13 protein-coding genes are annotated in these 11414 nt (G+C 62.9%); 11 read left to right on the forward strand and 2 right to left on the reverse strand.

What is annotated here, in order from left to right; translation table 11 throughout:
* Positions 1-130: 130 nt before the first annotated feature.
* Together B3397_RS11800 and B3397_RS11805 are read left to right on the forward strand one after the other, a co-directional pair.
* Positions 131-1927, forward strand: a complete 1797-nt coding sequence (locus B3397_RS11800; protein ID WP_296250197.1) for a di-heme-cytochrome C peroxidase — start codon at positions 131-133, stop codon at positions 1925-1927.
* Positions 1924-3099: a catalase family protein gene (locus B3397_RS11805; protein WP_296250199.1), complete on the forward strand. Its 1176-nt coding sequence runs from the start codon at positions 1924-1926 to the stop codon at positions 3097-3099. Before B3397_RS11800 ends, B3397_RS11805 begins: the two co-directional genes overlap by 4 nt.
* Before the next feature lie 197 nt (positions 3100-3296).
* On the opposite strand, the gene B3397_RS11810 is transcribed toward B3397_RS11805, so the two are convergent.
* Positions 3297-3761 (reverse strand): TlpA disulfide reductase family protein, encoded by a 465-nt coding sequence (locus B3397_RS11810; protein WP_296250202.1) that lies wholly within the window; start codon positions 3759-3761, stop codon positions 3297-3299.
* Positions 3762-3860: 99 nt separating this feature from the next.
* Here B3397_RS11810 and arsC point away from each other — a divergent pair, with 99 nt between their 5' ends.
* The 5 genes from arsC to B3397_RS11835 all read left to right on the forward strand — a co-directional run bounded on the left by arsC (position 3861) and on the right by B3397_RS11835 (position 6818).
* Positions 3861-4214, forward strand: coding sequence for an arsenate reductase (glutaredoxin) (arsC, locus tag B3397_RS11815; protein ID WP_296250205.1), 354 nt, complete (start codon positions 3861-3863; stop codon positions 4212-4214).
* Complete coding sequence (wrbA, locus tag B3397_RS11820) at positions 4211-4816, forward strand: NAD(P)H:quinone oxidoreductase (protein ID WP_296250207.1); 606 nt, start codon at positions 4211-4213, stop codon at positions 4814-4816. The genes arsC and wrbA overlap by 4 nt, the downstream gene beginning before the upstream one ends.
* Positions 4817-4829: 13 nt before the next feature.
* Positions 4830-5219, forward strand: coding sequence for a DUF2069 domain-containing protein (locus B3397_RS11825; protein ID WP_414704378.1), 390 nt, complete (start codon positions 4830-4832; stop codon positions 5217-5219).
* Entirely contained in the window at positions 5216-5947 is a 732-nt protein-coding gene (locus B3397_RS11830) for a type I pantothenate kinase (RefSeq protein ID WP_296250210.1), read from the forward strand. The genes B3397_RS11825 and B3397_RS11830 overlap by 4 nt, the downstream gene beginning before the upstream one ends.
* 199 nt (positions 5948-6146) lie before the next feature.
* Entirely contained in the window at positions 6147-6818 is a 672-nt protein-coding gene (locus tag B3397_RS11835; protein WP_296250212.1) for a DNA-3-methyladenine glycosylase I, read from the forward strand.
* 105 nt (positions 6819-6923) lie between these two features.
* Here B3397_RS11835 and B3397_RS11840 read toward each other — a convergent pair whose 3' ends face one another.
* On the reverse strand, positions 6924-7637 hold the full coding sequence (locus B3397_RS11840; protein WP_296250214.1) for a UTRA domain-containing protein: 714 nt from the start codon (positions 7635-7637) through the stop codon (positions 6924-6926).
* A gap of 332 nt (positions 7638-7969) precedes the next feature.
* On the opposite strand from B3397_RS11840, the gene B3397_RS11845 reads away from it, so the two are divergent.
* The 4 genes from B3397_RS11845 to B3397_RS11860 all read left to right on the forward strand — a co-directional run.
* Positions 7970-9034, forward strand: a complete 1065-nt coding sequence (locus tag B3397_RS11845; protein ID WP_296250215.1) for an ABC transporter substrate-binding protein — start codon at positions 7970-7972, stop codon at positions 9032-9034.
* 165 nt (positions 9035-9199) lie between these two features.
* Positions 9200-10042, forward strand: a complete 843-nt coding sequence (locus B3397_RS11850; RefSeq protein ID WP_296250217.1) for an ABC transporter permease — start codon at positions 9200-9202, stop codon at positions 10040-10042.
* Positions 10029-10826 carry an ABC transporter permease gene (locus B3397_RS11855; protein ID WP_296250220.1) on the forward strand — a complete coding sequence of 266 codons (798 nt, stop codon included), beginning with the start codon at positions 10029-10031 and terminating at the stop codon, positions 10824-10826. The genes B3397_RS11850 and B3397_RS11855 overlap by 14 nt, the downstream gene beginning before the upstream one ends.
* Position 10827: 1 nt before the next feature.
* Positions 10828-11414: ABC transporter ATP-binding protein (locus tag B3397_RS11860; protein ID WP_296250222.1), on the forward strand; the 587-nt coding region annotated here is incomplete at its 3' end.

Here is an 11414-nt window from a genome sequence, read left to right on the forward strand (position 1 = left end):
AGGAGCGGCGTACAGCCGCGAAGGCGCCAGCACTGCCCCACACAAATACCCGCAAGAAGCCATTAAAGGCCAGTTGCCATCACCCTGGATTTCAGGCATAAACCGCCCCAACCCACAAGGAACGTGCCCCATGCGCTTCATCACTCGCGCCCTGCTGATCATGCTGCTGGCAGTCGGACTGGCCCTGGCCATCGTCATCTACTACACCGCCAATCCCAACCTGCCGCGCTACAGCCCCGCGCGCGATCTGCAACACCTGCAGGACTGGAGCGACGAAGACCGCGCCACCTATTACTTCACCCCCCAGGGCACCCAGGTAAAGGGCCTGCACTACGACTGGTTCCTGCACCTGGAACAGCCCTTCAACCGCGAGCGTTTCGCTGCCCCGGAAAACCTCGGGCGCTTCGGTTTCCTGATCGAACCCGGCCACCCCCAGAACCCCGACAATCTGCCCCTGGGTTTCGCCCGGCACAGCAACGTCGCCGGCGGCCCTCAGTATCTGGACATCACCTGCGCGGCTTGCCATACCGGCGAGCTGCGCTTCAACGGCACCGCCCTGCGAGTGGATGGCGGCACGGCCCAGCACGTGCTGCCGTCCACCGTGCCGACCCTGCGCGGTGGCAGCTTCGGCCAGGCGCTGGTGGCCAGCATGGCCGTCACCTACTACACACCCTGGAAGTTCAAGCGCTTTGCCCTCGCCGTGCTGGGCGACGATGGCTACGAGGCAGGCAAGGACACCCTGCGTAAAGCCTTCAAAGCCTCGCTGAACAGGTTCGTGGCCGCCGCCTGGAACGACACTCACCGCGGCCTCTACCCCACCGAGGAAGGCCCGGGCCGGGCGGATGCGTTCGGGCGTATCGCCAACGCCACGTTCGGCGACGCGATCAGCCCCGCCAACTATCGAGTCGGCAATGCCCCAGTGGACTACCCGCAATTGTGGGACATCTGGACCTTCGACTGGGTGCAGTGGAACGGCTCGGCCGAACAGCCCATGGCGCGTAACATCGGCGAGGCGCTGGGGGTCGGCGCCACCCTGAATTTCTTCGACAAGCATGGCCAGCCGCTCACCGGCAACGACCGCTACCCCTCCAGCGTGCGCGTGCGCGAACTGCATCGCATCGAGCAAGCCCTGCAACGCCTGCCCGCTCCTCAGTGGCCCGAAGCCGTGCTGGGCAAGGTCGACCTGAACCGCGCGGCGCAGGGTCGACTGCTGTTCAACGAAAACTGCGCGGCCTGCCATGTTCCCGTGATCGAAACCGGCGGGGCGAGACCGGTTGCCAAGCTGCAGATGCGCCCGGTGAGCTACATGGGCACCGACCCGACGGCGGCCGACAACATTGCCGACCATCGCTTCGATGTCACGGCCCTGAATTGGGACGTAGAGGCGCTCAAGCAGATGAACGTCAAGCTGCAGGACGACAATCCGCTGGACCTCAAGGCCATCTCCGTGGCCAAGGGCCTGGCCTATGTCACAGCGTTCGTCGAAGCCCGGGCCTATCGCGATGCCGGAATCACTCCCCAGGAGCAAGCCGACTTCAACGGCTTCGGCATGGACATTGGCGTACGCGAACTGCGCGCGTACAAGGCCCGCCCGCTGGCCGGCGTCTGGGCCACCCCGCCCTTCCTGCACAACGGCTCGGTGCCCAGCCTCTACCAGTTGCTGTCGCCACAGGACGAACGCGCCCAGACGTTCTACCGCGGCAACCTGGAATATGACCCGGCCCATCTGGGCTACCGCAGTGAAGCCTTCCCTGGGGGCTTCCTGTACGACACTCGGGTCACCGGCAATGCCAACAGCGGCCATGAATTCCGTGATGGACCACGGGGCGCTGGGGTTATTGGCCGGCTACTGCAACCTGAAGAACGCTGGGCGTTGCTCGAATACCTGAAGGTATTGGGCGGCCCGCTGGAGAAACAACTGCCATGATCAACCGTCGTCTATTCACTGCCCGCCAGCCTGGCCGGCTGGCCCTGCTGTGGCTGCGCCTCAGCTCGGTGGTACTCAAGGGCGCACTGGTTCTGGTGGGTATGGCACTACTCGGCTGGCTGCTGGCGACCCTGTGGTACGCGTGGAAGTTTTCCGGGCCGGTGTCGGCCGAAGAGCAGATTCCTCCTGGCGAAGCGGCCATGACCCAGAGCATCATCCAGACCGCGATCCGCATCGTCGACCAGCACCGTGAGCCCACGCGCTACCTGCGTGACGCCCATGCCAAGGCCCATGGCTGCGTTCAGGCCGAAGTCAGCGTGCCGGCCGACCTCGACCCGGCACTGCGCCAAGGGGTGTTCAGCCAGCCCGGCAAGACCTGGCAGGCGTGGATGCGGCTGTCCAACGGCAACGCCTATCCGCAGTTCGACAACATCAAGGATGCCCGCGGCATGGCCCTCAAACTCCTCGACGTGCCGGGTCAGCAATTGTTGCCTGGCCAGCAGGGGCGCGGCGACCAGGACTTCGTGATGTTCAACCACGCCAACTTCTTCGTCAGCGACGTGGCCGAATATCAGCAGAATGTAGCGGCGCAGGCCGAGGGCAAGAAGGTCACGGCGTTCCTTCCCGGATGGGACCCGCGGGCCTGGCAACTGCGACATCTGTTCATCGCCCTGTCGACCCTGTCCGAAGCGCCGACCAGCCCGATGTTGACCACCTACTTTTCGGTGTCGCCGTACAAGTTCGGCAGCGTCAACGCGAAGTTCAGGGTCGCTCCCGAGGTGGGCTCGTGCCCGGCCTATACTCCGCCAAAGCAGAACCAGGACCTGCCCAACTTTCTGCGCAGCGCCCTGTACCAGCAACTGTCCACGGACCGTCAGCCGGCGTGCTTTGCCCTGCAGATTCAGCGCCAGAACGCCAACCGGTACATGCCGATCGAGGACACCAGCGTGCAGTGGCAGGAGAGCGACGCACCGTTCGAGACGGTGGCGCACATTCGTGTGCCCGCTCAGGACTTCGATACGCCAGGGCAGAATCTGATGTGCGACAACCTGAGCTTCAATCCCTGGCACGGAATCGAGGCCCACCGACCGATTGGCGGGATCAATCGGTTACGCAAGGCGGTGTACGAGGCCGTGAGTGCGTATCGCCTGGAGCGCAATGGGGTCAGGTGATTGCTGGAGCGTCAGGGAGGGCCCCATCGCGGGCAGAGCCCGCGATGAGGCCCTCCCAGCCCCTACAGACCTCAAACCCCTTCCAATCTCCCAGGTGCCTGCAGGAACCTGAGCCATGTAGAGATACCAGCCCGATGGAGATCCCCCTGTGGGAGCGGGCTCTGCCCGCGATGAGGCCCTGCCAGCCCCTACAGACCTCAAACCCCTTTCAAAGCCGCCAGCCGCGCCTTGATCCCCTCGGCTGTCTGTTCGCCCATCAACTGCTCGCGCACCTTGCCCTGGCCGTCGATGATATAGGTCACGGGCAATGCCTCGCTGCGCGGCAGATCGAAGCGCGGCGCCGGGTCCTGCGCCAGGACCGTGAAGCGAATACCCAAGGCATCCACGGCGGTTTTCAGCTCGTCCCCCTGGACGTTGTCGAAATTCACCCCGAGCACGCTCACGCCCTGCCCCTTCAAGCCCTCTGCCAAGGCATTCAGCTCAGGAATTTCGGTTCGACAAGGGCCGCACCATTCTGCCCAGTAATTGACCACCAGCCACTGCTTGTCCAGGTCTTTGGCGGCAATCGTCCTGCCGTTCTGGTCAGGGCCGTAATCGGCGCCACAGCCGCTCAACAACAAAGTCGCCAGCAAGGCCAGGCTGGCCGCGATACGCCGTGTCATGTGTTCCCCCCTCATCGATACCTGCCATGCGAAAAAGGCGACCGAAGACCGCCACGTGGTTAGAATACCCGCCACTCGATGCCGGAGGCGATATTTCCCATGACCGACCTGACGCTTTACCACAACCCCCGCTGCTCCAAATCCCGTGCAGCCCTTGAGCTGCTGGAAGCGCGCGGCCTGACGCCGAACGTGGTGCGTTACCTGGAAACCCCGCCCGATGCTGCCACCCTCACGCGCCTGCTGGAGCAACTGGGCATCGGTGCGCGGCAGTTACTGCGTACCGGCGAAGAAGACTACAAGGCCCTGAACCTGGCGGACCCGAGCCTGAGCGAGGCGCAGTTGGTCGCCGCCATGGTCGAACATCCGAAGTTGATCGAGCGGCCAATCCTGGTCAATGGCGACCGCGCGATCATCGGCCGGCCACCGGAAAACGTGTTGGAGATTTTGCCGTGAGTGCGCCGTATATCCTCGTTCTGTATTACAGCCGCAGCGGTGCCACCGCCGAGATGGCTCGCCAGGTCGCCCGTGGCGTCGAGTTGGCCGGGCTGGAAGCGCGTCTGCGCACCGTGCCGGCCGTGTCCACCGAATGTGAAGCGGTCGCCCCGACGATTCCAGAAGCCGGCGTTCTGTATGCCAGCATGGACGACCTGAAGAACTGTGCCGGTCTGGCCCTGGGCAGCCCGACCCGCTTCGGCAACATGGCAGCGCCGCTCAAGTACTTCCTCGACGGCAGCAGCAGCCTGTGGCTCAGTGGCGGCCTGGTGGGCAAGCCAGCCGGCGTATTCACTTCCACCGCCAGCCTGCATGGCGGCCAGGAAACCACGCTGCTGTCGATGATGATGCCGTTGCTGCACCACGGCATGCTGATCACCGGCCTGCCCTACAGCGAGTCGGCATTGCTGGAGACGCAAGGCGGCGGCACCCCCTATGGCGCCAGCCATCACGCCGGTGGCAACGGCAAACGTCCGCTGGACGAGCACGAGAAAACCCTGTGCCGCGCCCTGGGCCAACGCCTGGCGAACACCGCCACACAACTGGGCACCGTGCGTGGCTAGGACGGCCAGGCCGTTGCCATCGCTCGCCTGGCTGCTGCCGCGGGTGCGGTTGGCCCGCGCCGCAGCGCTGGCCAGTTACGCCGGGCTGGTCGCTTTGCTCTGCGTGTATTACCTGTTTTTCGCCAACCTGCACGGTGCCCGCCCCTGGGTCATCCTGCTGGTCGAACTGGTGCCCCTGCTGCTGTTGGCACCCGGCATGCTGGTGGGCAGTGCTCGAGGTCATGCCTGGGCCTGCTTCGTTATCAATCTGTATTTCATCAAGGGCGCGCTAGCCGCCTTCGACCCCCATCGCCAGCTCTTCGGGCTGCTGGAAATGACCGCCAGCGTGGCGGTGTTCTGCAGCGCCTTGCTGTACGCGCGGTGGCGGTCACAGTTGAATCGCACAATGGCGGATCACGCTTGAGAACCGAGTCTTACAAGAAATACCCTGCGGACGCGCTCGGCGACGAGCCGACCCTGGCGTGGGTCGCCGAGCATATCCATCGTGCTTACCTGGGCCATGAATACACCTTCGTGGTCGCCATCGCTGGCAGCGTTGCGGTGGGCAAAAGCACCCTGTCGGCGCTGCTCAAGGAACAATTCCAGCAGTGGCCGGAAAAGCCCAGCGTCGAAGTGGTCAGCACCGATGGCTTTCTGTATTCCAACCAGATGCTGGAGGCGCGTGGGCTGATGCCTCGCAAGGGCTTTCCGGAGAGCTACCGCACCGACGACCTCAAGGCATTCCTGCATGACCTCAAGCAGGGCCAGCGCGGTCTGCAGGTGCCGGTGTACTCCCAGGCGATCAAGGACATCAGCGAGCAGCAGCACCAGATCGACCAGCCCGACATCCTGATTCTGGAGGGCTTGAACATCCTGCAGCTGGATCACGTGCACGACTACTCCATCTACCTGGACGCCAAGACCAACGATATTCGCCATTGGTACATGGAACGGTTCATGAGCCTGACCAGTCTATCGGGCGACGCGGCGCAAGCGCGTGCCGACTATCTGTGGGAAGAGGTCAACCTGAAGAACCTCACCGAGAACATCCTGGTCACCCGCGAGCGGGCACAGATGGTGCTGCACAAGGCGCCGGACCACCGTATCGACGAGGTATGGCTGCGCGAAGACGACACCCCACAGCACCTGTAGGAGCGGCGTAAAAGCCGCGAAACTCACCCCACAGCCCCCTGTATGAACGGCATAAAAGCCCCAAAAGCCACCCCACAGCCCCCCTGTATGAACGGCATAAAAGCCCCAAAAGCCACCCCACAGCACCCCTGTAGGAGCGGCGTAAAAGCCGCGAAAGCGTCCGCCCAGCCACCCTCAAACCGCAGAGGAACCCCGCTTCATGCAAGACTACAAATGGCTGAACGAATACTGCCTGAACCGCTTCGGTTCGCAGAAGGCCCTGGAATCCCACCTGCCCACCGCCAAAACCCCCGCCCAACTGCGCAAAATCAGTGCCGACCGCTACCTGTCTACCCTGGCCTTGCGGGTTTTCCGGGCCGGTCTGAAACACAGCCTGGTCGACGCCAAATGGCCGGCCTTCGAACAGGTGTTTTTCGGTTTCGATCCAGAAAAGGTGGTGCTGATGGGCGCCGAGCACCTCGAGCGGCTGATGCAGGACACCCGTATCATCCGTCATCTGGGCAAACTCAAGAGCGTGCCGCGCAACGCGCAGATGATCCTCGACGTCGCCCACGAGCACGGCAGCTTTGGCCAGTTCATCGCCGACTGGCCAGTCGACGACATCACTGGGCTGTGGCAATACCTGGCCAAGCACGGCAACCAGATGGGCGGGCTCTCGGCGCCACGCTTCCTGCGCATGGTGGGCAAGGACACCTTCATTCCGACCTGGGATGTGGTGGCGGCCCTGAACGCCCAGGACATCGTCGACAAAGTGCCCAGCAGCAAGCGCGATCAGGCTGCGGTACAAGCCGCCTTCAACCAGTGGCATGCCGAGAGTGGCCGGCCGATGTGTCAGTTGTCGGCAATGCTGGCGTTTACAGTGAATCACTGAGGATTGCGTTGGCAGCGCGGGTAGAACCCGCTCCCACAGGTGATCTCCCTGGGCTCACATGTGGGAGCGGGCTCTGCCCGCGATGAGGCCAGCACTGACACCCTCTCACCCCACCCAGGCACTCAACCTGATCGCATCATGGCGCCAGTACTCCATGTCGCAGTCGATCAACCTCCCCCGTTGATCGAAATTCACCCGAGTGATGCGCAATCCCGGACTGCCCACCGACACTTTCAACGCCGCCGCCGCTTCGGCATGCAGCGCCGTGGGCACCACCTCGAAACGCACCTGACCGTACTCGATCCCATAATGCCGGGCGTACAGCTCGGTCAACGGCTGACTCAGATCCAGCAGCAGAATCCCATCGAAGTACTGGGGGTCCAGATAGTGCTCCACATAGAGCACCGCGCGCGCGTCGATGCGCCTCACCCGACACAGCTGGATGACACTCGACAGCGGCGCCAACCCCAGGCTTTCGCACACCGGCGCTGGCGCTGGCTGCAAGCGCGCGCTGAGCAACTGCGTGGAAGGTTCACGGCCCTGCTCGCGCACCATCGCATGAAAATGGCTGCGCTTGACCAGGTCATAGGTCAGCCGCGGTGGCGCGATATACCAACCTCGGCGTTCCTCACGATAGATAAGCCCGCGCGCTTCCAGTTGCAGCAACGCTTCGCGCAGGGTTATGCGGGTGGTGGCGAACACCTCGCTCAACTTGCGCTCGGCCGGAAGCTTGCAGCCTGAGGACAGCAGCCCATGTTCAATCTGGTCTTGCAGTGCCTGGCAGATCTGGGTCACAGCGCGAGGAGCGGTGGCGCGCATCAAAATCTTCCTTCTGGTCTAGTCCAGGGCCAAAAAGGCGCACGGCATTCATCACCCAAAGCCTAGGCACTGCAAATGACTGTGCGATGACAGCTCGGCCCAACGGTCTGGATACAGCTGCGTCGAGCGGGCCCAAGCCCTTGCGGATCAAGCGCTTGAAACTGGTCTACGCTCTACCCCAAAGCCCCTCCAGCGGGCTTTGCAAGCCTTGCGCCAAGGCTGCGGACATCAAAATGTCATGCGCCCTGCCTACATTGGCTCAGGTATTGCTGATCTAGACCAACGCTTGCCACTCAACCCTGCGATTCGATAGGCGCCCATAGGAGCTACGGATGAAAAAGCTTTTCCTGGCCACACTGTTAGGTTCGAGCATCGCCCTGTGCAACATGGCCATGGCCGCGGACACCGACCTGAAAACCCTGGAAGCCGCGGCCAAGACCGAAGGCATGGTCAACAGCGTCGGCATGCCCGATGCCTGGGCCAACTGGAAAGGAACCTGGGATGACCTGGCCAGCAAGTACGGCCTCAAGCACATGGACACCGACATGAGCTCGGCTCAGGAAGTGGCCAAGTTCGCCGCCGAGAAAGACGACGCCAGCGCCGACATCGGTGACGTCGGTGCTGCGTTCGGGCCTATCGCTACCCAGCAGGGCGTGACCCAGCCCTACAAGCCTTCCACCTGGTCACAGATCCCGGACTGGGCCAAGGACGCCGACGGCCATTGGATGCTGGCCTACACCGGCACCATCGCGTTCATCATCAACAAGCAGTTGGTCAAGCCTGAAGACGCACCGAAAAGCTGGGCTGACCTGGAGAAAGGCAAGTACAAGGTTGCCATTGGTGACGTGAGCACCGCCGCCCAGGCTGCCAATGGCGTGCTCGCCGCGGCTATTGCCTTCAAAGGCGACGAGACCAATCTGGCGCCAGGCCTGGAGCTGTTCACCAAGCTGGCCCAGCAGAAGCGCCTGTCGCTGGCCAACCCGACCATTCAGACGCTGGAGAAAGGCGAGATTGAAGTAGGTGTGGTGTGGGACTTCAACGGCCTGAGCTATCGCGACCAGATCGACCCGAAACGCTTTGACGTGCTGATTCCTTCGGACGGTTCTGTGATCTCCGGCTACACCACCATCATCAACAAGTACGCCAAGCACCCCAACGCCGCCAAGCTGGCTCGTGAGTACATCCTCAGCGATGCCGGGCAGATCAACCTGGCCCGTGGCTACGCGCGGCCCATTCGCGCCGATCACGTGAAGCTGCCCGAAGACGTGGCCGCCAAGCTGCTGCCCTCCGAGCAATACAAGAACGTCACGCCCATCAAGAAACCAGCCGCCTGGGAAGCCAGCTCCAAGGCCTTGCCAGAGCAGTGGCAGGAACAAGTGATCTCGGAAATGCAGTGACCGCGGTGAATCAGTGAAGCCCATCGCGGGTAGAACCCGCTCCCACAGGGGATCGGTGGCCAGAAAAAGCAGTTTCTGACACCACCCTACCCTGTGGGAGCGGGCTCTGCCCGCGATGAGGCCCGCACAGACACCCATCACCCCGTGCCACGGAGCTGTCGAAACATGAGCAACCCCACCCGCGGCAAGTCCATGGCCCTGCTTCTGCTACTGCCTTTCGCCCTGTTCTTCATCGCTTTGCAGATCGCGCCCCTGGCCTGGGTCGCCATCCACAGCCTGCAAACCACCACCGGCTGGAGCCTGGATAACTTCAGCAAAGCCTTCGGCTCGCGCTTCTATCGCCAAGCCATCCAGTTCAGCCTGGAAATCAGCTTCTGGTCCAGTGTGCTGGGCATCCTCATCGCTGTGGTCGGCGCCTACTCCCTGCGCCGGGTCGACTCCAGGCTGAGGGACTTCGTCAGCGCCTTCGCCAACATGACCAGCAACTTCTCCGGGGTGCCCCTGGCATTCGCCTTCATCATCCTGCTGGGCTTCAGCGGCGCCATCACCATGCTGCTCAAGCAAAGTGGATTGATCGATGACTTCAACCTGTATTCCAAGACCGGGTTGATCATCACCTACACCTACTTCCAGATCCCCCTGGGCGTATTGCTGCTCTACCCCGCCTTCGACGCGCTGCGCGAAGACTGGCGCGAATCGGCCGCCCTGCTCGGCGCCAGCACCTGGGACTACTGGCGCCACATCGGCCTGCCGGTGCTGACCCCGGCCCTGCTCGGCACCTTCGTCATCCTGCTGGCCAACGCGCTGGGCGCCTACGCCACGGTCTACGCGCTGACCACCGGCAACTTCAACGTACTGCCGATCCGCATCGCCGCGATGGTGGCCGGGAACATCACCCTGGACCCGAACCTGGCCAGCGCTCTGGCGATGATTCTGGTGGGCCTGATGACCTTGGTGACCCTCGTCCACCAATGGCTGCTGCGAAGGAGTTACCATGTCGCGCGCTGAAATCAACGCCTCCAGCCTCTACCACAAGACCGTGGTGTGGCTGCTGTTCCTGATCCTGCTGTTACCCCTGGCCGGAACCCTGCTGTATTCATTCGCCACCAGCTGGTCGGCGAGCATCCTGCCTAGCGGGCTGACGTTCAAATGGTATCTGCAACTGTGGAGCGATCCCCGCTTCCTGCAGGCGTTTGGCCAATCGCTGATCGTCTGCGTGGGCGCTCTGGTGCTGTCGGTCGTGGTGATCCTGCCGCTGCTGTTCGTGGTGCACTACCACTTCCCCAGGCTCGACGCGCTGATGAATATCCTCATCCTGCTGCCCTTCGCAGTGCCGCCGGTAGTGTCCTCGGTGGGCCTGCTGAACCTGTACGGCTCCGGTCCCCTGGCCATGGTCGGCACGCCATGGATTCTGATCGGCTGCTACTTCACCGTGGCCCTGCCGTTCATGTACCGGGCAATCACCAACAACCTGCAGGCCATCAACCTTCGCGACCTGATGGACGCTGCCCAACTGCTCGGCGCCAGTACCTGGCAGGCAGCGTTCCTGGTGGTGCTGCCCAACCTGCGCAAGGGCCTGATGGTTGCCCTGCTGCTGTCGTTCTCGTTCCTGTTCGGCGAATTCGTGTTCGCCAACCTGCTGGTAGGCACCCGTTACGAGACCTTGCAGGTGTACCTCAACAACATGCGCAACAGCAGCGGCCACTTCAACAGCGCGCTGGTGATCTCCTATTTCCTCTTCGTGCTGGTGCTCACCTGGGGCGCCAACCGACTGAACAAGGACCAAGACTGATATGAGTTTCGTCAGCGTCGAAAAACTGGACAAGCGTTACGGCGACACCCCGGTATTCAGCGACATCAACTTCAGCGTCGAACGGGGCGAGTTCATCACCCTGCTCGGCCCCTCGGGCTGTGGTAAATCCACTTTGCTGCGCTGCATCGCCGGCCTGACCTCGGTCAACGCCGGCAAGATCCTGCTCGACGGGCAAGACCTGGTGCCGCTGAGCCCGCAGAAACGCGACATTGGCATGGTATTCCAGAGCTACGCCCTGTTCCCCAACATGACCGTGGAACAGAACATCGCCTTCGGCTTGCGCATGCAAAAGGTCAAGGGCGCCGAGAGCGCTCGGCGCGTGAGCGAAGTCCTGGGGCTGGTGGAACTGGGCGACTTCGCCAAGCGTTACCCGCACCAGATGTCCGGTGGCCAGTGTCAGCGCGTCGCGCTGGCCCGCTCACTGGTGACCCGCCCTCGCCTGTTGCTGCTCGACGAGCCACTGTCGGCGCTGGATGCGCGAATTCGCAAGCACCTGCGCGAACAGATCCGGCAGATCCAACAGGAACTGGGCCTGACCACGATTTTCGTCACCCACGATCAGGAAGA

The sequence above is a fragment of the Pseudomonas sp. UBA4194 genome, from assembly GCF_002379585.1.
GTDB lineage: Bacteria > Pseudomonadota > Gammaproteobacteria > Pseudomonadales > Pseudomonadaceae > Aquipseudomonas.